This window comes from Haematospirillum sp. H1815, from assembly GCF_012102705.1.
Taxonomy (GTDB): domain Bacteria; phylum Pseudomonadota; class Alphaproteobacteria; order Rhodospirillales; family Rhodospirillaceae; genus Haematospirillum.
On sequence record NZ_JAAVTA010000005.1, the window covers coordinates 87,811 to 114,375 of the forward strand.

Sequence of the window (26,565 nt, forward strand, 5' to 3'; positions counted from 1 at the left end):
TCATTCACACCCCTGCGGTACAGGTGCATGGCCACTTGCGGCGCGGAACAAATCATCCCAGCTTTGGCCGTCCTTTGGAAGGATCAGCTTTCCCCCCGTTGTTTCGGCCATACATCGCCCATCACCAGAACCATCAACACTGATAACATTAATACGGATGTTGGGCTTCCGTGCTTTCAAGGCACGGGCAACGGCACAAGGATCGCCCCCGCAACTATCTTCACCGTCAGTAACAACAACAATAGTGCCGGGTACCCTGACCCCATCAAGCATGGTTCCGGCGCGCTCCAGACCACGGGCCAAGGGCGTACCCTGACGGGGTGTGATCGAACGCAGCTGTTCCAGCAAGCGCGTTCTCTCGTCAGCTTTGAAGAACTTGTAATTATCTGTTCCCTCGCAGCGCCCGAAAACCAGAAGACCAAGATCAATATGACGGGGTAGTGTCTTGGTCAGATCTGCCACAGCATCCTTGGCTGCATCAAGACGCGACCTGCCGCCCTGTAGCTTCGAGAGCGCAGAGCTGTTCCCACCCATAACCTGCCGCATGAGCCTCTGAACCTGCGAGGGTTTCAAATCTGCTGACAAGCCCATACTGCCCGACGCATCAAGCAAAACAGCCACTTCGGGGTTCTCCCACGCTTTTGGTTTGGGAGGACAAGAGGCAGGCCGTGCATCCTTGTTTGCCTGTTGTGGCGGGGTGTCAGCTGGCTTGACGGGTAATACGGGTGGTTTCACAGCTGGAACAGGCGGTTTTACAACCTCTTCAACCGGATTCAGATCACCGGAAGGAGGAGTAGCAGGGGCCGGGGCAGGCAAATCCAGCATCGCATTTTGATCTGATACACGACACTCAGCCAAACGGCGCATAACCTCGCGTTCAGCATCAAGAATATCTGCAATCAATGCGTTATGATCTTCTTCTGCTACAGGTGCCTGCTCTACCTCTTCACCTGTCGAGGGAAGAAGATCATCACACCGGTGCAGAAAAAAACTGATCAAAAGCAACAATAGCAGGACAGCAAGCAACCACAGCCACCAGCGACGTCCTGAAGCAACAAAATCTGTATCATGAGGTACAGGTGGATTTAATCCAGAACCCGCATACCCCCATCCGATAATAACCGGTTGACCATTCTGTACCAGAACTTGGTCAAATCCGGGAGTTACAGTTGCTTTTTGAATCAAGTCCGCAAGGGCAATATTGCCAGCAAGCTGATAACGTTCCCCTAACCGCCGTACAAGCTCCAACCTCTGGAACAAGAGGTCACGAGCCCGATTTTGTTCAGGCAACGTTAACGAGGACAACGGGACAGGCTGCCCCGGAAGAGATGACCACCATTCCAGATGTTTCCCATCATTTGATAACAACGGCTCGGCAAACAATCCCGGAATGGTATCGGGAAATGCCGGTGAAAGGATCCCTGTTAACTCCAGCCAAGCACGTTGGCGATAAGATAATGTATCAGGCTCCCCCCCGACAATCCAACTCGTTGTCTCACAACGACATAATCGCACGCGTACTGACATGCTAACTCAGCTTTCTCGTTTTGCAACGATCGCAGATTTATGGGGAAACTCCGTCACACACAACACTCCAGCCTGTTTCGTATTAGTTATAATTCAGGATTCGTGTCGGGGTTATCCTGATCATTCAGGAATATCGCTTATCCCGCTTCCGAGGCCAACCAATTATCTATGGCCTTCTGTAGCTTTGGTGATGCCAAGGCCTTACCGCGTTCCAGCTTGGATAAATAACCCTGCTTTATGCCCAGAATTTCTGCAACCTGCATTTGGCTTTGTCCTGTTCTCTTACGATGGGACTTAATCGCTTCAGCCAACCCATCGGGGGACACCTTGTGTTTGGCAGCAAGCGGGGAAATAACCTGAAGAGCTTTGTTGGGCGGAACATCACGGGACAATTGCCTGTAATAGTCCTTGACCTCATCCGGGGCTTCTATTGCTATGGTTGCAAAAACCCACTCCTGTCCCCATCCACGCTTTTCAATAATTTTTTCGTTCCAGCGGTCATACTGCCACCCGGCAATCACACCATCAGCTTGCAACTGCTCCAGTGCCTTTTCGAGCCGAGCCCGTGTTTTTGATGGATAGCGCTCGTTGACAACTTCTCCTACAGCATCAAGAAGAGTCTGAACACGATAGACCTGAACAAACTGGCCCGTTCTGGCAATAGCCCGCCAATGCCATGAAACATAGCGGGTCAGCCGTTTTTCCCACTTCCGCCTGTATGGATCATACTGTAACGCCTTGCGAAACAATAATCCTGTCTGCCGACCAGACCCGAATAAGAAGCTGGCAAATGCCTTGCCCGGACGGAATATAAACCGCTCAACGTCCATATAACCGTCCAGCCTGATTTGGCCCATACGATCCGTAATAATAAAAGGACGGCTCTGCAACGTCTTGGTTACCGGCTTTTTTGACCGTCCTCCCTTGGGGTCACTCTCATAAACTTTGACTTCGGCAATATTGAGCCAAATGTTCTGAATATGACTTAAAGCCCGAATAATTTCTTCCCGTTGTTCGGGTTCATATCCGCCTCGCCGGCCTTGCCCACCTCGCTTGGGCTTCAGGCCGCGCATGGAGAGAATCTCATCAACATCAGCAATCGCCCCATCTTCAGGGGTTCTGGCTTGATTCAGGTAAATAGCACACAAGGCATCCAGTGCATCCGCGTCAATATCTGATAACTCGGACTGTTGCTTCCACATTGTTTGCGCCCACGCCTGAACCTGGTCACGAGGCAAATGAGGGTCATGTTCAACAACAGGAGGACGCAGCTGGGCATATCCTGTTGATCCGCCACGGGTTAACTCGGCCGTGGGCCAAGGGGTACCATCGACCCGACGAAAGGTGTTTTTATAGAGGGCCTCCCGCAGCCCTTGAAAGTGGCCAGAAGACAGAACCACAAGCATATCACGGGGAAGTCCCGGACGCATATCATGTCCAGGGTCCCGGATACCCAGTATTTCTTCCAGATATGGCAATGGCTTATGAGGGGGAGACAGCAACTCAGCGATAGCCTGTGCGGCTTCCTCGGCATAAACACCGATCAGGCTTCCTATCATGTCTGATGTAACAGGGACAGAACGCCTTTCATCCTCTGCCTTCCAGGATGAGGCATTCAAGACAAGCCAACGTGCAAGTTTTGACAGGTATGCCTTTTCACGGACCATATCTTCAGCCATGCGCCGACATACAAGTTGAGTGCTTTTGAAATTAATTTCTCTTTCTTCCGGAGCTCCGTGTGTTTCCTTGATATAACATTCAATTAGGCTTTTCTGTATAACTGCCTCAAGAACATCAAGAATCCCATTTGTGCTTTTTTCAAGAGCGTCACATACATCCCTTGTCAGCTGTTCCTTGTCATCATCGCAATGATTAGGTGCAAGAACAAAACTGGCAATTACAGCTGTAACGGGATAAAGCGTCTGGCCATCAGGACGCATGGCAGAACTGTCAATAACAACTCGGCGACCGTCATGAAGTGTAATCTTCAAGGACTCGGCTTCAGCTGTATCCCTCACAATTCTATCCTTCCAGTTGCCAATAACACTCTTTACGACAATGAACGGCTGGATACAAAGGAACAATTCCCCTGTATGTTTTCTATCAGACTTTTTCTCTTTTACGCAGTGCATGGAAACTGGCAAGAGCATTCAGTTGCCCTGATGGTCGCAGAAGCATACCTGCCAACAAAGCCTGCCTGCTTTTATAAATATATTCTTGCGGTTTCATAGCAGCAACAGCAACAGCAAACGTTACCTGTAAAGGACCATGTTGTTTGCAGCCCGTTTCCCAAGCCCATTCGGATATTCCTAACTGATGGGCTAAAATCCTTGCCGCATGAAACCAGCTATCAGGATTTGCGTCTTTTGGATTCTCAAGAAACTGAGAAATAATAACAGCCGACAAGGGGGCACAGAAATCCTTAAGGAGATCCGTTTGTGGTTTCTGGAGAGACGTTAATGGTTTTACCTCTATAAGGTTGGGGAAGAGAGGAGCAACGGAAAATCCCGAGCAGCGGGCTACTTTTTTTGGAGAGCTGTTTTTTGTTTTGTTTTCTTTTGTAGATATATGGTGGAAATGTGTTTCCTGCTGACCGGAATTACCTTCATAAAATCTATGCATACATGATAATGTCAGCATATGCGTATGCCCAGCATAGTCAGTCATTCTTTTTTCGATGTTGGCAATATCTTGCTCAAAATAAATTTGTTCATTAGCCGGTGCTGATGAAAATCGATTGTAAAGACACAAGAACTGATTAAAAAGTTCCTCTGCTTGTAAAAGGAGGGGCTGGGCCGCATCTAGTGCCTTCTGAAGAAAGGTATTTTCAGGATGCTCCCACAGCAGGACATCCAACGCGTCAACAGCAGTACGAATATCTTGCAAAGCAGCACCAATAGAACGCCTTTGACTTTTCAATCTGTGACGTTGCGCCTTCAACTCCTGGGCGACGCCTTGAAACTCTGTATATTTCTCAACAACAGAGGCCAAATTTATTCCATACGCCGAGATAATTGATCCATCCGCAGCTCTCACAGGGGTACGACGATTTCCAGGTCCCCTCTCGATAGAAACAAATCCTGCTTTTTCGAGTGCTGACAGGTGATTACGTATCGTCCGTTCACTAACGCCTAGGCACCCGGCCAATTCTGCATTACCAGGAAAAACGAGTGGCGAACATCCGGGCTCCCAATCCTTTGGCGAGGAATAATCAAACAAAAGCTCCAGTGTTGAGAGCGCTTCACGGGGAAATGGAAGATGATTCCCGCAACGGCGGAAAGGCTCTAGCAGTTGTTTCGGATGATAAATACTTTCAGGAAGACCTTTCCAGGTTGCTACAGCAACAGCTGCATCAAAATGACCATAGGCCTTGCGGACATGCCCCGTTGGTGCTGGCTTGGCACAACCAGCTGAACGATATTGTGCAACGTTCACGTCTCAACTCCTTGTCGTCTTTACCCGCAAGGACGCCAAGAGGCTGCTTAGTTTTGACATAACCAGGAAGGCAGTACCTAACAGCTCTTCCTTGTGCTACAAGGGAAGTGTGTGAGCCCTGATTAAGCATGCAGCACGCTCTTTGTCTGCGGCTTTGTGTGAGGGGATATTCGGGTGGTTGACGTGTGCAAGACGTCAACCACCCGTCATATATGTTCTTGAATCATCTCTTTCTCCCTACCCTGCGCAATGGCTCCAGATCAGGCTGCTAACGCGGCTCTATTGCAATGTAGGAAGTAACATACCTGCCCTTATAGACTTCGAACGGCTCGGCCTCGTAAAATTAATAAATGTTTTAGGAAGGAATATTCTGCACCAGAGCATATGCTTAATGTGTTGCTATATATAATTAATTCTGGATACAGCAGAAACAGCCTACGTGAGGTTTGTCCCCGATCTTAGGGCATGATTACCCCGACTCTCTCCACATATAACCCCGATTCATAAAAAGCCGGAGCTTAACATCCTGTCACATACGGTAACGATAACCCCAACATTATTCCTTCAAGGAATATATGGAGTGATCTGATATATAAGAGAAAAAGTGATAATGGTCTTGATGGACCCGACCATATTCCCATGACCACATCCATGAATATACCTCTTGTCGAGGTTATAGGTAACATACCCACGCCGTAGAAAAAGGCATACCGCGGGAGGAATCATATACGAGTATCTATGCATACACCGTACACACCGATGCAGACGGCTATTCCATGATGACTCTGCCTGATGGATCGTCATTATGACGTCTGACAGATCCCAGCCTTGATAAAGGTACTGATATGACGGGCAAGTGCCGCAGAATCAGCCTTTACTTTTTCCGTCCCCAAACGAGTAAGCGCTTGATCAACAAGATCTGGAGGCAGGGTGTGCCCTCGACGCAGAAGCAAAAGATCTTCCTCGAAATCACGGGAAAATTCCGGGTGAGCCTGAATCCCGAGGGCTTTGTTGCCATAAGCTAGCATCGCATAGGGACAAAAAGAGGAAGAAGCAAGAACCGTTGCTCCAGGGGGACACACCACAACCTGATCCTGATGGATGGCGTGTAACTGCAAGCTGCTCCCAGAAGAGTCAGCTGTTTGTAACATATACTCCTGTACACCGATGCCCCACCCCCGCTCGGATTTGCGGACAACACCGCCCATGACCTCAGCCAGGATTTGGTGTCCGAAACAAATCCCTGCAACGGGAACAGACTTTGCAATGGCCTGCCCAAGGAATGTTTTCAGGCGAACCATCCATGGTAAATTCTCGTAAACACCGTGACGAGACCCACTGATAACCCATGCTTGGCAGAGCGATACATCTTGCGGGAACACATCATCAATGACCGGGTAGACGGAGAACGACCAATCCGGTTCCTCACGGGCCAGAAAGACCCGGATCATGTCCGCATAAGATCCATGCTGTTTCACCAGTTCATCCGGTGGTCGTCCGGTTTCCAGAATACCAATGTGCACGCTTCACCTCTCTTGCCGACCGGGAGCATATTCAGGTCTGTCTGCCGCCATCAGGCATAAACAGTCATGCGCGGCGGTTGCAGCAAGCAGTGCTGTTATGTCCGATATATCATAGGCAGGAGCCACCTCAACAACATCAACGCCGACGATTTTCAGGCCGCTCAGTCCCCGTAAAATATCCAGGAACTGGTATGAGGACAGTCCGCCAACAACAGGGGTACCCGTTCCAGGCGCAAATGCAGGATCCATACAATCCATATCGACCGTAACATAGCATGGCGCACCACCAACACGATCGCGGACAATCTGAGACGCCTTGCCCGGCCCTTCCCGATGGATCCATGGTGCGGTCAGGACACGAAAACCATAATCCCGGTCATTATGGGTCCGTATGCCAAGCTGAACGGAACGGGCCACATCGACCAGTCCTTCCTGTACAGCACGGGCAAACATGGTGCCATGGTCCACGCGACACCCATCATCATCCCAAGTGTCACTATGTGCATCAAAATGCACCAAGGCCAAGGGGCCATGGACTGCGGCATGAGCCCTCAAGAGGGGATAGGTCACAAAGTGATCTCCCCCGAGACTGACAAGTTGCGTACCTGTGTCCAGAATAGCGCGCGCCTCACATTCAATCGTTCCGACAATGCCGTCCGGATGATGTGGATCCAGGAAACAATCGCCGTAATCAATCACCGACAAGCGTGTAAAAGGATCAAAGCCAAACGGAAAAGCTTTCAGCTCAGCCAAGGAAACCGATGCAGCTCGGATGGCTCGTGGACCAAGCCTGGCTCCTGGCCGATAGGTAACTGCACCATCAAAGGGAATTCCCATAACGGCAACATCAACGCCCTGCAAATTGCGCGTATAGGGCCGCCTCAAAAAGCTGAGGGCGCCACCATAGGTCATCTCGGGCCACCGTCCATAAGGATCTTCGCGGCGAAAAGCCTGATCGCCAACTGGCTGACATGGATCCATTTTATTCCTTCCCGCAAGACCAGATATTTCGTGGCCAGCCAGAATATAATAGTATTAATCCACAGGGCGCTACAGCACCCTCGAAGCATCACCTGGGCCCCTGTTTTTGTCGACCCACTGCATCAACAACCAACAGAATTCTGGTTACTCGCAACTGTCAGGATGATTGGCGCTCTATGCCGGATACAAAGGATACTGTGATGAACAAGCAAATTCTTGATCGTGCCACCTGGGCAACGCGGGCCGATCTTGCCTTGGCACGAGGAATAGAAGGGAGAGCTTTTATCGGAGGCAAGTTGACGGATTCGGCTTCCGGGGACGTATTCACATCTTATAGCCCGATCGACGGCCGCCCATTGGCTGACGTGGCATCATGCGGGGTTGCGGACGTTAATATGGCGGTTGATTCCGCACGGGCCGCTTTCCAGGATCGGCGATGGTCCAGCCTTGACCCATCAGAGCGCAAGAGAGTCCTGCTGACTTTTGCCGAGAAAATCGAGCATCACCGTGAGGAGCTAGCGCTGCTGGAAACCCTTGATATGGGTAAACCCATTACAGACAGCCTTCATTGTGATGTCCGGGCAACAGCACGAACATTCCGCTGGTATGCCGAAGCCGTTGACAAGGTGTATGACGAGATTGCACCAGCTCCAACATCCGCCCTAGCCATGATTACACGGGAACCCTTGGGCGTTGTGGCTGCGGTTGTTCCATGGAACTTCCCCATGATTATGGCCGCCTGGAAAATCGCCCCTGCCTTGGCGGCCGGAAATTCGGTCATCCTCAAGCCTGCAGAACAATCCAGCCTGACCGCCATTCGGCTTGCTGTTCTGGCAGCAGAAGCCGGCATTCCTGACGGAGTGTTCAATGTGGTGCCTGGTTATGGAACCGTAGCGGGCAAGGCTTTGGGTCTTCACATGGATGTTGACGGGGTTTTCTTTACCGGCTCCACAGAAGTAGGCAAGCATTTCCTGGAATATTCGGGCCGCTCCAACATGAAGAAAGTCGGGTTGGAATGTGGCGGCAAGTCGGCTCACATCATTCTGGGCGACTGTTCTGTACTGGATGAAGCGGCCCGGGCTGCCGCAGAAGCCATTTTCTTTAATCAGGGGGAAATGTGCACAGCAGGCTCCCGTCTTGTTGTCGACCGACGTATCAAGGACCAAATTGTAGGTATGATTCTGGCACATGCTGACACCATGCAACCCATGGATCCTCTGGATCCTGCCTGCCGCCTTGGCGCCATGGTTGATGAAACCCACACCGAGCGGGTCATGGGGTATATTGATGCCGGACGCCGTGAAGGTGGTCTTGTGATCAAGGGGGGAGGACGTGCCAACCCTGTTGACGGTGGTTGTTATATCGAACCCACCATTTTTGATAACGTAAATAACTCGATGCGCATCGCTCGCGAAGAGATCTTTGGCCCTGTCCTGTCCATCATAACCATCGACAGTGTCGAGGAAGCTGTGAGAATTGCCAACGACAGCACCTATGGTCTTGCTGCAGCCGTGTGGAGTGACAATGTCAACACCATACACACCGTTTCCCGCTCTCTGAGAGCGGGAGTTGTTTACGCAAACTGCTATGATGCCGACGATATCACTGTACCCTTTGGGGGGTACCGCCAATCTGGTATTGGCCGCGACAAATCCTTGCATGCGTTTGACAAATATACGGAAATGAAGACAACTTGGCTTCAGATCCGTTGACAGTCGGGGAAACCAGCCTGTTATCCGCAGGCTGGTTTCTACCCTTTTATGATCGATAAACCCGTAAAGGTGCCGAAGACTGGGTAGTCGGCATGATTTCAATACGGTTAATATTGACATGCGGGGGTTGACTGACAACCCAATGAATGGCCCCGGCTATATCCTCTGGCTGCAAGGCCGCTGCTCCTTCATAGACGGAACGTGCTTGTTCGAGGTCATCACGGAAGCGAACCGCTGAAAACTCGGTTTCAACCATTCCCGGCTCAATACATGCGACGCGCACACCGGTACCGTGCAGGTCCGTGCGTAAATTAAGGCTGAACTGGTGCACAAAAGCCTTGGTCGCACCATATACATTCCCGCCTGGATATGGGTATGTACCGGCAATAGACCCCATATTGACAATGATGGCGCGGCTGCCCGCTGCAACAAGTCGAGGTAGAAGGCTATGTGTAACATGAACAAGACCTGTTATATTGGTATCGATCATCGTTTGCCACTCTTCAAGACGACAGGACTGGGCAGGCTCCATGCCCAGTGCCAACCCGGCATTATTCACCAAGGTTGTGATGTCAGAAAAACGACTAGGTAAGGCTGCCAATGCTTTTTCAATGGCCACAGAATCGCGGATATCGACACACAAAGGCCAAACCCACTCATGACCACCAAGCTGATGTTGTACTTCTTCTAGACGTTCCGCACGACGCCCAATCAGCACAGCCTTCCATCCGGCCTGAACAAAATGTTTGGCAACCGCCAAGCCAATGCCTGATGTTGCACCTGTAATAACAATTGTTTTTCCCATGGACATAAGGCCCTCAACTTATCCTATAAGTTGAGGTACCTTAGCAAGGTATATGCAGATAAACAACACTGGATGTCTGTGCAAGTTAAATATCACTGATAGAAAACAGCAATATAACGTGCAAAAATTTCAGACATAAGGCCAGATAGGAGCAAGAAACAAATAATAGGTAGAATGACGCGACCACTACAAAAAACCCGTATCGTTTACAGAAATGACATTATTATATATTGTATAAAATACCGACTTCTCTATTCCATTAATACGTTTATTATCACCCCCTTTTAGAAAGAGAAGGGGAGCATTGAATATGACAACACCATCCACAAAGATACCTAAACTTGATGTTCCGGTTGATATCCGGCGCGAGCATTCTGCTCTTGTCATTACCATGCACGACCCAGCAACACGGAATGCCGTAGGAGAGGTTTTATTCCAAAAAGGCCGCGAAGCCTTGGAAGAGATCAAGCATGACACCTCTATACGATCTGTTATCCTGACAGGTGCGGGAGGTACGTTCTGTTCAGGTGGTAACTTAAGCATGCTGACCACATTGCGTCAGCAGCCACAGGAAAGAACACAAGCAGCGTTTGAAAGCTTCCATGGCTTTATCAAGGCCATTCGATCCGCTCCTGTACCCGTTATTGCTGCCGTTGAGGGCGATGCCGCAGGGGCTGGTTTCAGCATGGCCTTGGCATGTGACTTTATCATTGCTTCAGAAACAGCTCGCTTCACCATGGCATATGTCCAGGTTGGATTGACCCCAGACGGCGGCGGATCATGGTTCCTGACACGGTCGTTACCTCACGCACTGGCTTCTAGGCTGGTCATTCTGGGGGAACCGATATGGGCACGCGAACTTGATCACTATGGCCTGATCCGGCAAATAGTTCCCGAGGGTGAAGTGACGGAAGCGGCGCGAACCTTTGCCATGCTCATTGCCCTTGGCCCCAGATGCGCGATGGAGAGAGGGAAAAAGCTTTTACAAGCTGCAGCCAACAACATGCTGGATACCCAACTGGATCTGGAAGCCCAGAACTTTGGCGAAGCCCTGCATCACCCAGAGAGCATCGAAGGAATGCGTGCATTTATGGAAAAAAAGCCGCCACGTTACACATGACGCGTCTGAGTGCCCAATACGTTATCTTTTTTCAGAAGATAATGGATTAAATTACATAACTAATTCTATATAATAAGAACTAAGATTAATCACAAATATATTTCTCATCATAACGATAATAATAAATTTTTTGACATAAAAGCAATAAATTGTATATTTATTGCTCACTTAGAACTGAATATCAATGGTCATATATTTCATGTATAAAAAAAATAAGAAATCCGCTTTTGTAACTTTTTTTGCCGTATCTATAATATCAATGAGTCCAGCATATGCAGAAGTCGCACCGAAGGATAGCCATGACTACAATAATGGATCATGCATAAAAGAAGAAGTAGTAAGACAGGTTACTATAGGATCAGATGAATACATACACTTCAAGGTTAAAGATAATTGGTTTAAATACTACAATTACATAAGTCGTGCAGATGCACAGGCAGCCTATAAAACACTACTTGCTTCTCTCCTCACAGGAAACACAATTTCAGCTGGATACGGCACATCAAGCTGTGCCTCAAGTACTGTTTCAAGAATCAATCTGCATGATTCTTGATTAGAGAATTATAGTCATAATTAAATATAAATTATAATTATTATATTATACATAATAATTGTCGCGCCGCGCAATAACCAAATATTTTTACAAAAAATTTAATTGTATTTTTTACATTAAAAGAGGCATAAAAGTGGTCTATGGAGAATATAAATATAATGATAAATACTCTCTTTCTATGAATACCATATACGCCAAATTAGAGGAAAAATACAGCCACAGATATAATGCATGGCATATATCTTGGGAAAGATTATTCAAATATGACAGCATTGAATCAAATAAGTATTTATATCATCTTGCAAGAGAAAATATAAGATCTTATCAACGCGGCTCAGACTTCTCGCAAGAAGTGGTAACGGGCATTGCTCTTCATACAGAATGACATCTATGGGAACAGCACGCACTGCCGCAGTATGGAAGATGAGCATAGTAGCCTATGTCACCATCTCCCTTTCCTGCCTGATCCTGTGCAATCCTGCAAGAGCAGTATCGCACAACGTTTATCTTGCACATCCGAATGCTATATCAATCTCTGGAGAACATACCTATGCACACGAAATAGAGCGTCTCCGGGGGGCTATGACCGATGCGTTGCCAGTCCATGAATATGTTGTGCAGACAAATCCTGCGACGGCTACATCAACAACGGGCAACCATCTACCCCATGCATTGGCGCGGATAGCGCAAGCCATACCCATGAGTTTACGCATCACACGGACAACACGCAATCACTCTGCAATTACACTTATTAACTTGTCAGAGGATAACAGGAGCACACAGCAAAGCGTTGATCTGATTGTAAGAGACCGCGACCTTTATGTGATGGGGTTCATAAACGGTCCTTCAACACAAAGGACCTTCTATCGCCTGCGCACCCCCCCGGAAAGACGAGAACCGCATGTTCCTGTTTTACCATCAATACTTGGCACTCCCTCAGACATACGCTGGACCACACATCGAACAATAGACCTCAATCTCAACTATGACTATCCAAACCTGGAGTATACAGCTGGTATAGGGCGCTACATGGGGAATCTTGATATCTCTCTTGAAGCCCTGCGTGCTGCGGTCATGACTCTCTCCGAATATTCAGGTTCTACAGCAGAGAGAGCCCAAAAAAGACTGGCCGGAGCTATACTCCGCATCATTGTAGCCTATTTTGAAGGAGCACGCTTTCGCAGCATTTCACAAGCAATAGAACAAGCGGGTTTTGATAATGGGCAAGAATGGGTCGTAACACCACGGGAGGCCCGGATCACCAATGCTTGGCGCGAATTGACACAGTTTGGCTCTCTTAACGCATTGAACGACACAAATACACAAACCCTTGCCTTACGTGCTCAGGGGGGAATGTATCGGTTCTCTGCCAGCCTCAACAATTTGCAGCATGAATCATGGTATAGAACAACAGCTGTTGTCTTGGCAACCCAATGGCATCTGGCTAGGCACAACAGTTGCCCTCCGGCCGTCAGGCGCCGTCCTCGCGACTTATCTCTGTATACAGATCCTTGCGAGGATCCGACTGAAAAGAATGCAGCAAAGAATACCCTGATCCGGATTGGAAATTCTTACTATGAGAATGGACTTGGATCAGCTCTTTACATCATAAATCAATAAAACTGGATATTAAAATGAAATCTAAAATCACTAAAGTTGTATCTTTTATTTCTATTGCAGCAATGTCTTCTCTGTACATATCTAGCGCTAACGCTACAACATATGGTACATGCTTCGAATTGAAGCCCATAGAATTTGTAAAAGTTCATGGGAATAATGAAGTAATATTCAAAGTGGAGGGAAACGAGACGCGCTATAAGCTCATTGATGGCACAAACACCACAAGCGGAAAATCTATGCATCAGATGCTTATGCTTTCAATGGCCAGCGGTACACGAGTAACTGGTCATAGTGATGATGCTCACTGTAGTGGTAGTCTTGTTAAAAGCATTGTTGCATATAACAGCTAGTTATAAGTGAATTATAAATGAAAAAAATAATAATATTTGCAGCATCTTCATTTATTATATTTGGAATTAATGGAGTATCGCATGCATGTTTTTACAATGAGAACGTGAAAAGCGTAAAGGCACATGGTAGTGGGCATATAAATTTTACGCTCAGCAACAATAAGTACTATGAGCTGATGGACAATGCAAAAACAGAGGGAGGAAGAGCTGAGTATAAGCTTCTTCTCTTGTCAATGGCAACAGGCATGAAGATAAGTGGAGCAACAGACTCCCAGTATGATTGCAATAAAGACAGGATAAAGAGCCTGACTTTAGAGGCAGGGCAATAAACTATGAATAATGTAAATTTAAGAAGATGTTTGATTATTCCAATCAGCATTGCTTTCAGCGGAGTTCTTGGATTCACGCACACAGCAAACGCCATTGTGCATCATACGACTTACGTTGCTCACCCGAATGCAGAGGCTCAGCCAGAAGCCGGGTCGGCCCAAGATCATTCCTACCTTCAGGAAGTGCAGCGCCTGAGAGATAGCCTGACCGAAATTGCGCCCGTACCAGAGGGGCCTCAGGAAACGATACCCAGCCCCCTGGCACAGGAAGAAATGGACCAGGAAAGCACTGGTGAAGAAGCCGTGCGTATCACCCGACGGGACAGGGGGTACTCGATCGTCAGCATGGCGGCTCTGAACGAAGACAACAGTAGCGTCTTGCAACAAGTTGATCTGGTTGTACGCAACAACGACCTCTACGTCCTGGGTTTCATCAACGGTCGACCAGGTCACCGTGTGTTCCACAGAATGTATGAACCACCACCATACCGTTACGCATCTGCCGATACATCAGCCGTACCTCTGGACTTGACCATCCCAGACACCATCGCCAGAAACCTGAACATGTCTTATGACTATCCAAGCTTGGAGCATAAAGCCAATATGCAACGCTATCGCGGTAACTTTCGCTCCTCCATGCGAACGGTACGCTCCGCTATTGCAACGCTTGCAGAACACAATGCTGCCAACAACGACGAGGACAGCACAGCCGACGTTGCCCGCGCCCTTCTGAGAATTATCGTAACATACTTTGAGGGCATGCGATTCCACAATCTAGCACAAAGCATCCACGACGCGGGCTTTGACAGTGGTCGCACATGGACCATGACACAAGAAGAAGCCTTGATTACAAACAGCTGGCGCACCTTGAGTGACTTCGGGTCACAGATGTCCCTGGACAGCAGCAGCCGCGAAGGCTCGCCGCGCCTGGAGCTCTCTCACAGCAGAAACAGCCCGTATGGATCGCGTCTTTATATCGCCTCCAGCATGAGTGACAATGCTATCGATTGGCGCTCTGTTCTTGCTGTTGCGCTTTCCAGCCGGTGGGCTCTCAGTCGTCGTGGGAGTTGTCCATCCCGCATCGGTCACCGCACACCACGCGACACGGACTCTGTACTAGATCATTTTTCTGATCTTGCTGATGATTTCTGCTCCACACTGCTGGTTCGCGTTGGTAATACCTACTTCGACAAAGCACGTGGTTTTGGGATTATTTCTACCATTCTAGAAGACAAATAATTTCCTCCCTCCATTGCATTAAACGCTTGGTGGTCCCACTTGCGGGGCCACCAAGCAAGTGGGAATATTATTGATAAATTAAATAATAATAATGTTACGTAATTATATTAACAATGGAGGCTGAATTTTTGTTATTGGTAGATATGTTAAAAGTTCGCTGGCTGTCCGTACAGACAGATGGACGTGGAAGAACATCTGCAACATAACCGCTCTGAGTGCATGTAAATGGTAATCTCCTCGTCGGGGGTGGCAGCGACTTTGCCGCATCAGAAGCTCCGATCACATCGTTGGCCAGATCATATCCTTCTTTGGCCCACCATGACCCTGAGACCAAATCTATAACACCCTACATAGAGCCAACATATGGCTTGAGTGCCTATATTCGCGCATCACGCTAATGCTGGATCTCATATAATAATAAAATATAATCATTGGAAACGTATAAGAGAGAATAATAATGAGAAGATCAGTTGACCTTCATTACTCAGATAAAAAGAAGAACAGGAGTGAGGCTGTAGGACAATTCAGCCCGTGGAATGTCGGCGATATACGCTGGTCGCTGAAAGCTGTAACACCAGACTGGCTACCAGCAGACGGAAGAATTTACAAACGGCAGGAATGGGCGTCTCTGGCAGACTATCTTGCCCCCCTGGAACTGGACACATCCAAGCAGGCAGGGCAGCTCCTGCCAACACTGTGGCAGCAGAGCAATGCAACCGATATCTTTCACGAAGGTACAATATACACGATAGCAGAAGGGGAAAACGTACTGGTTGCAACGGGTATGCGCTATCATCGAGGCACATATCAAGGGATTATCGCAACATCCCCGGACGGGATATTCTGGACAGAGCAACCTGCCGCCCGAGATATCTTCGGGGAAAGTCGGGTATATGATCTACTCTGGGCTCCACTGCCAAACGGACGCTCGACGTTTATTGCCGGTGGACGTGACGGTGTGCTGGCAACATCACCCGATGGTGTGCTGTGGACACGGCGGGATACAGGCCTGATCGGTGTCGTACAGGGCATCGCTTTTGATCCCGACCGGCATATCCTGGTTGTTCTGGATTCACTCGGAAACGCATCAACGTCACAGGATGCACTCCACTGGGCTACTCCCACAAGATGCTACATTGGGTCAGATTCAATCACAGGGAACCCGTTAGCCTGGGGTTATACAGATACGGGAGAAGGCATGTTTGTTGCCGGAGACTGGGGCGGCCGCTTTGCGGTGTCTCATGATGGCATCACATGGACCACCTTCTCGAACACAGACGCCGGACTTGATGCCGATTTCCAGGTCCGCTCCATCACATGGGGGCAAACAGGCGAGAGGAAAGGCGTTTTTCTTGCCGCCGGCGATAATGGTATGGTTGCTATGTCAACTGATGGGCGTACTTGGTCAGGGTATAACACAGGCTTGAAGCGGGCTTTTTCTACCTTGTGTGTACCTGCCTCCCAAAACAAGAATCTTTTTCTCGTCGCTGGTTATGGGCCAAACAAATTGGCAGTATCGGAAGATGGGAGAACCTGGACATTTGTTCCAGCATTTGATGCTGCATTTCACAGCGTTTCCGTTTATGCCCTTGCATGTGCCAAAGGAAAACTTCTGGCAGCAGGCACAGAAGCTACGCTGATTACGCTGCCTGCCTTCCAGGATACGATCAAACGACGCTACGACAGGAACAAATACTTCTCTGTACCATCCCTGCCCGTCCATGGGCTTGCGAGACCCTATATCAAGGCAGTCTAGGCGCTCTGTCTGGAATCACGCACCCCGGCATCACACTGCGTGCCGGGGTATCCCGTTTGAATAAGGACACATCAATCACCCCACACATCCGGTTCACTATAGACCAACGCATAGTGAACGTATTACACCTGCGGGCCTCATATATGAATAACAGACAAGACTCTGCAGAGGATCATACCACATGTCCCTTGTCCGCATTGAAACAGACCAACGCATGAGTCAAGCCGTTATTCATGGAGAGACCATATATTTATCAGGACAGGTCGGTGAACCGGGATATACCGTTGCCGAGCAAACGACTCAGGCCTTGGCTGAGATTGACAGGTTGCTTGCACTGGCAGGTAGCAACAAAAACAAGATCCTGTTTGCCCAGATCTGGCTCGCGGATATAGCTGACTTTGAAGCAATGAACCAAATTTGGGATACTTGGGTACCAGAAGGATATGCCCCTGCGCGTGCAACCGGGGAATCACGTCTGGCAACACCTGAATATCTTGTTGAAATTATTGTAACAGCATCAAGATAACAAAATACTGCCTCCTGCAATGCTGATATCATCGCATTATGTTTGGCTCCGAGGCACGCCTTCACTTGCAGAAAAAATGTTTTTCCAGATAATGACCGCGGCTGGCATACAGAAATGATATCGGGAATCAGGGACAATGTGGCTTGGATATACAGGGAATGCACGGACTATCTGTTGTCTTGTATTTCCTCTGCTTGTGTCCGGGTGCGCTCTTCCGGGCGGTGACCGTGAAACCCCCGACATTCCCCTACCCACCATTTTTATCAGTGATACGGCACGCCAAGCGCCAGCTCCTGTACCTGTGGACGAAGCTCTTCCTGAATGGTGGCTGCTTTTTGATTCTGAAGAGCTGAATCAGCTGGTTGATCATGCCCTGGTGCAGAACCACGATATTCGCATTGCGCTCTACAAGCTGGAACAGGAAAGAGCACGCGCCGCAGCAATTTACGCTGACGAATTGCCCGTGTTGACCGCGCCTTTGCAGGCCAATGTTGAAAGCCCGCTTGATGGCCTTGGCTCGGTTCCAAAAGGCGGAAATCCTCGTTCAGAACGCAGTTTCCGCATTGGGGCCCGCGTTGATTGGCGGATTGATCTATGGGGTGAACGCAACAGCGCAGCCGAAGCGGCTGGTCGGCGGATATGGCAAGCAGCCTTCAATCTGGAGAATACCAAACGAACTGTTGTTGCATCGGTTGTTCGTACGTGGATGGAATACCTTTCCATGAGCGACCGCGTTCGCGTTACCGTTGATACTGAACGAGCACTGGACAGGCTGCTTGCCTCTGTTTTGAAGCGCCAACAGGAAGGGGACGCATCCGGTATAGAAGTCCAGCAGCAACGAGCAGCTGTCAGCAGCGTGCGGGCTACCATCCCATCTCTTGAGTTGGCAAGGGCAGAGCTTGTTCACCGTTTGGCACGGCTGATCGGTACAACACCGGACAAACTTCCCCTGTCTTCCAGCAGCCTGAATAATGTGGTTATCCCGGCAGATATTCCTGCCGTACCACCAAAACTTTTGTTGCTGCGTCCCGACATAAAAGCAGCTGAGGCCGAACTCCTTGCTGCGGAAGCCGATATCGATGCAGCCCGCGCACGGCTCTTGCCTTCTCTTGACCTTTCAGCTGGCGGAAGTACGGGAAGCAAGACGATGGACACGCTGTTCAGGCCACACACCCTGATGTGGAATGCGGCGGCCAATCTGACGGCAACCTTGTTTGATTATGGCAAACGTAACAGCCAGATCGATCTAGCAAAGGCACGTCATGAAGAGTTGATCGAGAATTATGGCCAGGCTCTTGTTGATGGCGTGCGGGATGTTGAAGATGCCCTTTCGGGAATTTACTTCAGTGCCCTGCGATACAAGGCGCAAGAGGCAGCCCTGAATGCCTCACGAACCGCTTGGGAATTCAGCCAGCAGTCATATACTGTTGGTGCCAGCGACTATATGACTCTTCTCGATACAGAAAGAACCTTTCGGCGGGATCAGGATGAGATTCACAAAGCCCGCCTTGACCAAGCGCGGTATGTTATTGACTTGTTCTCCGCCTTGGGCGGCGGCCTGACGGTTGAAGAAACCCTCCCCGCATTGGCACGAAAAAGACCAGCCATTCCTGCCGGTATTATGCTGGATACGGATGAGAAGCCAGAGGGATATCTGATTATCCTTGCAGGCCTGTACGAGAAACCGGCACTGGATGCTCTGTGGCGCCGCCTGACCCGCGAACGCCTTGTGGATGCAGACACAGTCAAGTTATGGCCAAAGGAAACAGGAAAACTGAAAAAGGGGAAACGTCAGCGCCACTGGTTCCGGGCCCGCCTTGGCGGGTTTCCTGACAAGGACAAGGCGGAAGCCGTCTGTCAGACCCTACGCAAGGCAGGTCTACGTTGTAAGGTAGATTAGAATAATAGGTCTCTGGCATGACGCCTTCCGAAAGATAAAACGTCAACTCTGGGTAAATATATTTCGCATAACTTATCGCCCGAAAGGCTATTTGTTCGCCGGACAGATACATCCATATGCAATAGACGTAAACATACAATAAAAATATGGTTATCAAGTGCTTATAGTTATAATCTGTTGATATATATTGCTGCCTCTGTTGCCTTGAGCCCGCCTATACAAGGCATATATGACTCTTGCACGAATATTTTATCGCCCCACCAACGGAACGCATCTTGTATGTATACCAACAAGACTGGATGCTTGGAGAGAACAATTCGGGGGAGGTGGAAATGTCCAGGGTCTACAACACAACAGATGCCCCTTGGAAATCGGTTGTCTTTGTATATTCCAAATGGCCGGGAGGGGTAGCCGCAACGGGAAGCGGCGTCATTGTCGGTGAAAATGATGTTCTCACAGCAGCTCACTGCGTATACAGAGGAGAACTAGGCTATGCGACGGAGGTTCGCGTTGCACCAGGATATGACACCGGCCGTGCACCGCTCGGGTTTTTCAAGGCATCATCCGTACAAAGCAACAGAGTGGATGATGATGGTGACGGCCGTATGGGTTACGAAGAAATGCGGCGTGATGTTGCCATTCTTGGATTCGAACAGAAAGTATCCTCCGTGGGCGATACCATGAAGATGGACCACACTTTCTACCAAGGCCTAACGCATGTCACGGGTTTCCCGGACGTATACCACGGGGAAATGATCGATAACGTCGCAAAGGCAAGCTACAATTTCGCGACCAGCTTCATCAATATCAACGAACACGCGGTGTACCCAGGCAACAGCGGGGGACCTTTGTGGCGCGGAGGCGATGATGATCCGCATGTGGTCGGAGTTGTATCTACGCGTATGGCTGCGGCAGATATTGGTACCAATTTCCGCTCCATAAAGAACTGGATGGAAGGAAATAATTACAGCACCTACAAAGATGCTAGCCAGCCAGACCGTGTTATTTTTGTCAATAAATCAGATGCCAGAGTTATTCGTGGTACAGATGGCTCTGATATCATCGCTGGCACATCCGGCAGTGATGCGATCTACGGAAGCGATGGAGATGATGTATTTCATGCATCGCATGGTTTTGATCTTGTCGTTGGTGGGCAGGGCGTTGACTCCATAGCCTTTGTCGTCCCGCTGTCAGATGTTCAGGTAACAAACTTCGGGCTTGGCATTCGAATTGATACACCTGAAGGGAAAATTGTCGCCTTTGATATTGAACGACTTGTATTCCTTGACACCAGTCTTGAGATCACAAGTGATCCAACGGTCATGGCCAGTATGAACATTGGTTTTGATGCTGGTTTCTATCTGCAACAGAATCCGGATGTTGCCGCTGCTGGTATCGACCCATGGACTCATTTTCAGGAACAGGGATGGATGGAAGGTCGTGATCCCAATCCATTATTTGATGTTTCGTGGTACGTAGAACAGAATCCACAACTTGCAGAAGCCGGCCTTGATCCGGTAACTCATTACCTTGAAACAGGTATTTACCAAGGTTCATCCCCATCCCCGGCAATCAGCACGACGGCCTTGTTCACGATGGGGAACGAATTGGCCTGATCGTACTCTGCGGTGTCCGACATCATGACCGATGATCGGACGCCGCAGAACGATCTGAGGGGCGGGCCGTAGGGCAGCACAAAATCCAGGCAGCCACAAGTCCCATGACAATACCAATAAAGACGATGCCGTAAAATGGCAGGGGTGACCATAAAAAGAGAGCAAGAAGAGAGGTTGCCATCATTGAAACCGCCATTATCTTTGCTGATAACGGAATGGCACGGTGCCGGCGCCAATCTTCGATCAAGGGACCAAAAACAGGGTGGGTTTCCAGACGTGCAGCCCATTCCGGATTGCCCTTCGTAAAAGCCCAGACGGCAACCAAGACGAAAACGGTTGTTGGTACCCCCGGAAGCAGGATACCAACAGCACCAATCCCTATCATCAGGATGCCGATAACAATCCAAACATAGCGCAGCAATCTGCTCCTCCCTGATACAGACATGCTCTTATATGTCCCATAAAAAGAGATCTTCATACACAGTAATTCAAAATCTGATGGCATAATCGTCCGGTGATGCTCAACGTCATCCCTTGACAGAAACGTGTCATTTGTTTAGCGATTTCATTGCGTCTGTGGTTCCGGATGCGCGTGTATCCGGATGAAAAGGGAACAACGGATGGAAAACCTCTCTATGGGGTCTTCCCTGATGTGGCTGTCCCCGCAACTGTAAGCGGAGAGTCTGTGCCGACATACCACTGTCAGGGCGGCGTTTTGCCTGATGGGAAGGTGGCACAGGATGTTGACCCGCAAGCCAGGAGACCTGCCACAGACAGCGTCACGTCATCCGATACCGGGGTAGTATCGGTGGCAGCTTTTCGTTGTTGTGGCGCAGCACCAAGAAAAGTGTCACCAGGGGTGCTCCTTGGTGACGCCGGGTTTTCTGTCGGGCTTGCTCCGGGAACGGTGTGCCCGCCACATCGAGGGCAACGTTTTGAAAGCATGTCTCCTTGTTTTCAGTATTTCATGCTTGTTTCCGGCAACCTTGGCAGCGGCATCATCCACCCTTCCCCAGCTGACGGTCAGTGAAACAATTCCGGCCATGGCAGGCGTTCCCCAAGAACAGACAACCATCAGCCAGTCCACAGTAACGGCCGAAGACATTCAGCGTAACCAGATCACGCGTCTGGATGAAGTCTTCCAGCACATACCGGGCTTGTCGCTCAGTCATACCAATGGATATGGTGACCAAGCACAGTTAAGGCTACGTGGTGCAGGCGCCCGCAACGTACGGGTTTTTATCGACGGGATAGAGGTAAGTGACACATCAAGGGCCCAGTCCCAGTTCTATGTTTCTGGTATGAACATGGACGATATTGAGAGTGTGGATGTTCTGCGAGGCCCACAGGCCGGACGTTTTGGTGCTGATACCGGCGGAGGTGTCATCAATATCACAACAAAGCGCGCGAATACCCCTTTCAGTGGAAAATCTGCTGTGGAGTTGGGTAGCTATAAGACTCGTAGGGGACAATCCATGATATCCGGTCTGTCTGGCCCCATAGACTACCGTGTGTCCTTGCATGGTGAGAACAGGGGCGGTTACTCCGACTATAATAGGCGCAGGGGTGGCACAGAGCGTGATGGATACCGTCAGTGGGGAGGAGCAGCCCGCTTGGGTATTCAGGCAACAGAGCAAGCACGAGCTGACAGCTTCGTCCGCTATACCCGTGAGGATCGTTTTTATGACTGGAATACGCAGGATAGATTTGACAGCGTCGATCTTACCAGTCACCAAGCTAGGTTGGCCGGTACACACAAGACCCCATCCCTTGGCCTGACGCAGGTCATTGCCATTTCAGACAGCAAAACGGAACACGCGATCGTCCGTGACTTTCCTCTGCCTGATACGTACGAGGGCCAAAGAAGTCGCTTGGACTATCTTGGAACGTGGACACTGAACCCATCTGTCAACATCCAGTTTGGCGCTGATGTGGGCCGTGATTCGATCAATCTTTCTGCACCGAACTATACCTCGCCATCGCCCAATACCGATGTATCAATGCGCAAGCATGGGGCCTTTGTAACGTTAGGGATAACCCCGCTCGATAATCTGGATTTTACAGCCTCTGGCCGCACCGACAATCAAACGCATCATGGCGGTGACGAAAACTGGAAATTGGGAACCGCGTATCATATTGCTCTTACCGAAACAACCGTGCGCGGCAGTTATGGTACAGCATGGCAAACACCTAGTCTGTACGAGCGTTATGATACATGTCGCGGCAACCCAAACCTCACATCGGAAAGTTTGAGAGGATGGGATGCAGGGGTCCAGCAACGTCTGAATTCAGGTCGTGTGATCCTGAATGTGGACTGGTTCAACAATATGATCAAAGACCAGATCATGCCATCCAAGAAGGGTACCCGTCCCGGCTGCTCTGACAGTGACGGCTATGAAAACACGGCACGTGTACGAACCCGCGGTATAGAAACCGAGTTTTCATGGCAGTTGTCCAGCACCTTGACTGCACGTGGTACACATACATGGCAAATCAGTGAAAACCAACTGACCGGGGAACGCCTGCGCGACGTGCCCCTTCATCAAGCAACAGGGTCACTGGGCTGGGCCATAACGCCTGCCCTGCATGCCCAAACAAACCTCCGGTACCGCGACCAAGCTTCACAGTTTGGACAGCGGGCAAGTGAATATTGGGCTACAGACCTAAAACTGGCGTGGACCGTAAACGAGACCCTCCGCATACATGGCCGTATGGAGAATGTGCTGAACCGTCGTTATGAAGAACAATATGGGCGCGGAACACCAGGGCGCTCTGTCTTTGCTGGTCTAACGGTTCAGTATTGAGGATACGCCGGTGACCTTTTCTCGTCCCAATAACAGCAGCATGCTTGTATTGGCCGTCAGCGTCCTTTTGTTCTGCTTTCCCTTGCGGGTTTTTGCACATAAACCCCATGTGGCTTCAGCCACCCTGTGTGCCGATCAGGTTATTCTGAAACTGGCTGATCCAGATCAGATTGTTGCTGTATCGCCTGATGCGGCGGATCCTCATGTATCCTGGATGGCCCGGAAAGGTGCCGGATATCCGCGGCCAACCCCGTCGGCAGAAGCCTACATCCAGCTTGGTGCCGATGTCGTTATAACAGACGCTTGGAGCCATCACCGTATGGCCTCTCTCCTTGAAAGATCGGGCGTTCGCGTGGTCCGCCTTCCCATGACAGAGACAGTAGAAGGCATAGACCACCAAATTGATCTTGCCGCTGAGGCTCTTGGTCAGCATGAGCGCGGTACGATGCTGAAACAGGCCATGAAGCGTTCCTTGGATGCTGCTGCCTACCAACGGAACGGGGCTGATCGCCGTGCCCTGTACCAAACGCCGGGTGGATACAGCGCGGGTCCGGGCACCATCATTGATACGATCATGGCTCTCAATGGCCTGCGTAATGTCACACAAGCTGAGGGATGGCCACGTCATGATCCCGAGCTCCTTCTGCTTGATCCCCCAGATCTTCTTCTGGCCAGCTTTTTCGATGCCCCCTATTACTCGCGGGGAATGGATATTTCATCACGGCAATTACAACACCTGTCAGGAGAGAAGAAAATTCCCGCCATTACAGTTCCCGGAGCCATGTGGGCATGTTCAACCTGGACCGTCATGGAAGCAGCGGAACACCTTTCATCTGCGCTACTGACACTGCCACCCCGGACAGTGGAGGATGGACAGTGCGAATAATCCCACTCTCTGTCACCTTGACTGTTCTTCTGGGCGTTGTTTCGCTTATCAGTCTATGTATCGGATCCACATCGTTGCCATTAGCCGATGTCCTTGCAGGGATACTTGGGAAGGGAGATCCACGCATCACCATGGTGATTCAGGATATACGAGTCCCCAGACTCCTGCTTGGGCTGGAGGTTGGGGCCGCTCTTGGTTTGTCGGGGGCAACACTACAGGGACTTTTACGCAATCCACTGGCAGAACCCGGCTTGACAGGTATTTCACCAGCGGCAGGGCTCGGTGCCGTTGTCGCCCTCTACCATGGCCTGTCGTCTGCATCTGGATGGGCTGTGCCCCTATTTGCCTTGGGAGCAGCGGCTATTGCGACATTGGTACTGGCTTTACTGGCCCGCAAAGGGCGGGATGGAACGGATCTGGTTCTGGGCGGCATGGCCATTTCCGGTGTTGCGGTTGCCCTGACGGCTGTTGCCCTGAATCTGGCTCCCAATCCATGGGCTGTCAGTGAAATGGTGCTGTGGCTGATGGGATCCCTGAAAGATCGCTCGATGGATGACGTACTTCTGTGTACGCCATTTATTCTGGTTGGATCCCTGATTGCCCTGTCAACCGGTCGAGCACTTGATGCTCTTTCTCTGGGGCTGGAAACAGCATCAAGCTTGGGTATAAAAATAGCACGGCTTCATACTCTTGTTATTATCGGCATTGCTGCATCTGTCGGTGGTGCTGTCGCTGTAACGGGTGCTATTGGCTTTGTTGGCCTTGTTGTGCCCCATCTCCTTCGTCCTTTGGTATCCCGCAAACCGAGCCACCTTCTTCTTCCTTCGGCTCTTGGCGGGGCCTTGTTGCTGGTTCTTGCTGACTGCTTGGTCCGGATTATACCAACACGTCAGGAAATGATGATCGGCGTTGTGACAGCCTTGGTCGGGACACCCTTCTTCATCGCGCTTGTCTTACGGTATCGGCAAGGTGTTTCTCAGGCATGACATCCCTTCTGGCTTGCTCCGTCCTTGTCACCCCGGGGCACACTGTCACAATACAAGCTGACCAATTTGAGGCACCAAAAGGGGCGCTAACCGGTTTGATTGGCCCGAACGGGGCTGGCAAAAGCACACTGCTGAAAGCCATCGCCGGCATTGTTCCTGCCCGCGGAGCCTTTACGCTGGGTGGTATATCATTACCGGAACCAGAAACCAGGTCACGCGCACGTCTTGTCGGGTATTTACCGCAGGGCCATACCCTGCATTGGTCACTCAGTGTGCGGCAGGTTGTTGAATTGGGGCGCCTGCCGTGGGCCGGTCGCTGGAGATCCGGCAAAACCGATTGCAAAGCGGTTGACAGTGCGATGGAGCGCATGGGAATCCAAGGTCTTGGCGAACGTGATGCAACAACCTTGTCCGGCGGAGAAAAGGCAAAGGTCATGTTGGCGCGAGTTTTAGCCACAGAGACCCCTGTTATCTTGGCCGACGAACCAACAGCCAACTTGGACCCAGCGCACCAGATTGCTGTGTGCGAGCTTCTGGCCGACTTGGCAAGACGCGAGAATCGCTCTGTCACCATTGTTCTGCACGACCTGTGCCTGGCGGCCCGTTTTTGTGACCACATTGCCATTATGGACAAAGGTTGCCTTGGCCTCTCAGGAACTCCTGAAGATGTTCTTGTTCCATCTGTCATAGATTCTGTTTACGGCGTTTCATTCACGAACATAAAAATAGGAACGTTCCCGGTCATCCTGGCAGGAAGCCTGACGACGCAGAGCGGGCCGAATATTATTGGTGATGATTCCTCGCAGAAATAACAAACGCCCGGGTTAGGAGTGCCTCATCACACGATCACATTACCCCATGACATATCTTGGGAAAACGGGTCTTGTTTCCGCACTG

Annotated in this window: 22 protein-coding genes and 1 riboswitch; of the genes, 15 read left to right on the top strand and 7 right to left on the bottom strand. The window is 50.1% G+C overall.

Annotation, left to right across the window (positions count from 1 at the left end; all coding sequences use genetic code 11):
- The 5 genes from HEQ60_RS06030 to speB form a co-directional block, all read right to left on the bottom strand.
- Entirely contained in the window at positions 1-1,527 is a 1,527-nt protein-coding gene (locus HEQ60_RS06030; RefSeq protein ID WP_168070576.1) for a VWA domain-containing protein, read from the bottom strand.
- Between the two features lie 137 nt (positions 1,528-1,664).
- Complete coding sequence (locus HEQ60_RS06035) at positions 1,665-3,545, bottom strand: helix-turn-helix domain-containing protein (RefSeq protein ID WP_209315436.1); 1,881 nt, start codon at positions 3,543-3,545, stop codon at positions 1,665-1,667.
- An 85-nt stretch (positions 3,546-3,630) separates the two neighbouring features.
- Positions 3,631-4,962 carry a helix-turn-helix domain-containing protein gene (locus HEQ60_RS06040; RefSeq protein ID WP_168070579.1) on the bottom strand — a complete coding sequence of 444 codons (1,332 nt, stop codon included), beginning with the start codon at positions 4,960-4,962 and terminating at the stop codon, positions 3,631-3,633.
- A gap of 803 nt (positions 4,963-5,765) precedes the next feature.
- Positions 5,766-6,485, bottom strand: a complete 720-nt coding sequence (locus tag HEQ60_RS06045; protein WP_168070581.1) for a type 1 glutamine amidotransferase — start codon at positions 6,483-6,485, stop codon at positions 5,766-5,768.
- A gap of 3 nt (positions 6,486-6,488) precedes the next feature.
- On the bottom strand, positions 6,489-7,466 hold the full coding sequence (gene speB, locus HEQ60_RS06050) for an agmatinase (RefSeq protein ID WP_168070583.1): 978 nt from the start codon (positions 7,464-7,466) through the stop codon (positions 6,489-6,491).
- 200 nt (positions 7,467-7,666) lie between these two features.
- On the opposite strand from speB, the gene HEQ60_RS06055 reads away from it, so the two are divergent.
- Positions 7,667-9,178: an aldehyde dehydrogenase gene (locus HEQ60_RS06055; protein ID WP_168070585.1), complete on the top strand. Its 1,512-nt coding sequence runs from the start codon at positions 7,667-7,669 to the stop codon at positions 9,176-9,178.
- Between the two features lie 46 nt (positions 9,179-9,224).
- Here HEQ60_RS06055 and HEQ60_RS06060 read toward each other — a convergent pair whose 3' ends face one another.
- Positions 9,225-9,983, bottom strand: a complete 759-nt coding sequence (locus tag HEQ60_RS06060; protein WP_168070587.1) for an SDR family oxidoreductase — start codon at positions 9,981-9,983, stop codon at positions 9,225-9,227.
- 310 nt (positions 9,984-10,293) lie between these two features.
- On the opposite strand from HEQ60_RS06060, the gene HEQ60_RS06065 reads away from it, so the two are divergent.
- The 10 genes from HEQ60_RS06065 (at position 10,294) to HEQ60_RS06110 (ending at position 20,992) form a co-directional block, all read left to right on the top strand.
- Entirely contained in the window at positions 10,294-11,103 is an 810-nt protein-coding gene (locus tag HEQ60_RS06065; RefSeq protein WP_168070589.1) for an oxepin-CoA hydrolase, alternative type, read from the top strand.
- Between the two features lie 199 nt (positions 11,104-11,302).
- Positions 11,303-11,656 (top strand): hypothetical protein, encoded by a 354-nt coding sequence (locus HEQ60_RS06070; protein ID WP_168070591.1) that lies wholly within the window; start codon positions 11,303-11,305, stop codon positions 11,654-11,656.
- Between the two features lie 582 nt (positions 11,657-12,238).
- On the top strand, positions 12,239-13,276 hold the full coding sequence (locus HEQ60_RS06075; RefSeq protein ID WP_168070593.1) for a ribosome-inactivating family protein: 1,038 nt from the start codon (positions 12,239-12,241) through the stop codon (positions 13,274-13,276).
- A gap of 14 nt (positions 13,277-13,290) precedes the next feature.
- Positions 13,291-13,626, top strand: a complete 336-nt coding sequence (locus HEQ60_RS06080) for a hypothetical protein (protein ID WP_168070595.1) — start codon at positions 13,291-13,293, stop codon at positions 13,624-13,626.
- Positions 13,627-13,643: 17 nt separating this feature from the next.
- A complete protein-coding gene (locus tag HEQ60_RS06085) occupies positions 13,644-13,955 on the top strand; it encodes a hypothetical protein (protein WP_168070597.1) in 312 nt (103 codons plus the stop codon).
- A 96-nt stretch (positions 13,956-14,051) separates the two neighbouring features.
- A complete protein-coding gene (locus HEQ60_RS06090) occupies positions 14,052-15,194 on the top strand; it encodes a ribosome-inactivating family protein (protein ID WP_168070599.1) in 1,143 nt (380 codons plus the stop codon).
- Between the two features lie 457 nt (positions 15,195-15,651).
- Positions 15,652-16,950, top strand: coding sequence for a hypothetical protein (locus HEQ60_RS06095; protein ID WP_168070601.1), 1,299 nt, complete (start codon positions 15,652-15,654; stop codon positions 16,948-16,950).
- 181 nt (positions 16,951-17,131) lie between these two features.
- Positions 17,132-17,476 carry a RidA family protein gene (locus HEQ60_RS06100; RefSeq protein WP_168070603.1) on the top strand — a complete coding sequence of 115 codons (345 nt, stop codon included), beginning with the start codon at positions 17,132-17,134 and terminating at the stop codon, positions 17,474-17,476.
- A 136-nt stretch (positions 17,477-17,612) separates the two neighbouring features.
- Positions 17,613-19,376, top strand: coding sequence for an efflux transporter outer membrane subunit (locus HEQ60_RS06105; protein WP_168070605.1), 1,764 nt, complete (start codon positions 17,613-17,615; stop codon positions 19,374-19,376).
- Between the two features lie 332 nt (positions 19,377-19,708).
- Positions 19,709-20,992 carry a trypsin-like serine protease gene (locus HEQ60_RS06110; protein WP_168070607.1) on the top strand — a complete coding sequence of 428 codons (1,284 nt, stop codon included), beginning with the start codon at positions 19,709-19,711 and terminating at the stop codon, positions 20,990-20,992.
- A 22-nt stretch (positions 20,993-21,014) separates the two neighbouring features.
- Here HEQ60_RS06110 and HEQ60_RS06115 read toward each other — a convergent pair whose 3' ends face one another.
- Positions 21,015-21,413 carry a YbaN family protein gene (locus HEQ60_RS06115; RefSeq protein ID WP_168070609.1) on the bottom strand — a complete coding sequence of 133 codons (399 nt, stop codon included), beginning with the start codon at positions 21,411-21,413 and terminating at the stop codon, positions 21,015-21,017.
- A gap of 139 nt (positions 21,414-21,552) precedes the next feature.
- Positions 21,553-21,779: riboswitch (cobalamin riboswitch) on the top strand.
- Positions 21,780-21,861: 82 nt separating this feature from the next.
- On the opposite strand from HEQ60_RS06115, the gene HEQ60_RS06120 reads away from it, so the two are divergent.
- The 4 genes from HEQ60_RS06120 to HEQ60_RS06135 are packed head-to-tail and all read left to right on the top strand — an operon-like array spanning position 21,862 to position 26,480.
- Positions 21,862-23,796: a TonB-dependent receptor plug domain-containing protein gene (locus HEQ60_RS06120; RefSeq protein ID WP_168070611.1), complete on the top strand. Its 1,935-nt coding sequence runs from the start codon at positions 21,862-21,864 to the stop codon at positions 23,794-23,796.
- A gap of 10 nt (positions 23,797-23,806) precedes the next feature.
- Entirely contained in the window at positions 23,807-24,682 is an 876-nt protein-coding gene (locus HEQ60_RS06125) for an ABC transporter substrate-binding protein (RefSeq protein ID WP_168070614.1), read from the top strand.
- Complete coding sequence (locus tag HEQ60_RS06130) at positions 24,673-25,668, top strand: iron ABC transporter permease (protein ID WP_322099301.1); 996 nt, start codon at positions 24,673-24,675, stop codon at positions 25,666-25,668. The genes HEQ60_RS06125 and HEQ60_RS06130 overlap by 10 nt, the downstream gene beginning before the upstream one ends.
- Positions 25,665-26,480: an ABC transporter ATP-binding protein gene (locus HEQ60_RS06135; protein ID WP_168070618.1), complete on the top strand. Its 816-nt coding sequence runs from the start codon at positions 25,665-25,667 to the stop codon at positions 26,478-26,480. Before HEQ60_RS06130 ends, HEQ60_RS06135 begins: the two co-directional genes overlap by 4 nt.
- Positions 26,481-26,565 lie beyond the last annotated feature (85 nt).

What these genes read in the sequence shown, in the direction of transcription:
- HEQ60_RS06030 (WP_168070576.1), bottom strand. Translation starts at nt 1,527, where the DNA reads ATGTCAGTACGCGTGCGATTATGTCGTTGTGAGACAACGAGTTGGATT.
- speB (WP_168070583.1), bottom strand. Translation starts at nt 7,466, where the DNA reads ATGGATCCATGTCAGCCAGTTGGCGATCAGGCTTTTCGCCGCGAAGAT.
- HEQ60_RS06055 (WP_168070585.1), top strand. Translation starts at nt 7,667, where the DNA reads ATGAACAAGCAAATTCTTGATCGTGCCACCTGGGCAACGCGGGCCGAT.
- HEQ60_RS06060 (WP_168070587.1), bottom strand. Translation starts at nt 9,983, where the DNA reads ATGGGAAAAACAATTGTTATTACAGGTGCAACATCAGGCATTGGCTTG.
- HEQ60_RS06065 (WP_168070589.1), top strand. Translation starts at nt 10,294, where the DNA reads ATGACAACACCATCCACAAAGATACCTAAACTTGATGTTCCGGTTGAT.
- HEQ60_RS06070 (WP_168070591.1), top strand. Translation starts at nt 11,303, where the DNA reads ATGTATAAAAAAAATAAGAAATCCGCTTTTGTAACTTTTTTTGCCGTA.
- HEQ60_RS06075 (WP_168070593.1), top strand. Translation starts at nt 12,239, where the DNA reads ATGACCGATGCGTTGCCAGTCCATGAATATGTTGTGCAGACAAATCCT.
- HEQ60_RS06080 (WP_168070595.1), top strand. Translation starts at nt 13,291, where the DNA reads ATGAAATCTAAAATCACTAAAGTTGTATCTTTTATTTCTATTGCAGCA.
- HEQ60_RS06085 (WP_168070597.1), top strand. Translation starts at nt 13,644, where the DNA reads ATGAAAAAAATAATAATATTTGCAGCATCTTCATTTATTATATTTGGA.
- HEQ60_RS06095 (WP_168070601.1), top strand. Translation starts at nt 15,652, where the DNA reads ATGAGAAGATCAGTTGACCTTCATTACTCAGATAAAAAGAAGAACAGG.
- HEQ60_RS06100 (WP_168070603.1), top strand. Translation starts at nt 17,132, where the DNA reads ATGTCCCTTGTCCGCATTGAAACAGACCAACGCATGAGTCAAGCCGTT.
- HEQ60_RS06105 (WP_168070605.1), top strand. Translation starts at nt 17,613, where the DNA reads ATGTGGCTTGGATATACAGGGAATGCACGGACTATCTGTTGTCTTGTA.
- HEQ60_RS06110 (WP_168070607.1), top strand. Translation starts at nt 19,709, where the DNA reads ATGTCCAGGGTCTACAACACAACAGATGCCCCTTGGAAATCGGTTGTC.
- HEQ60_RS06135 (WP_168070618.1), top strand. Translation starts at nt 25,665, where the DNA reads ATGACATCCCTTCTGGCTTGCTCCGTCCTTGTCACCCCGGGGCACACT.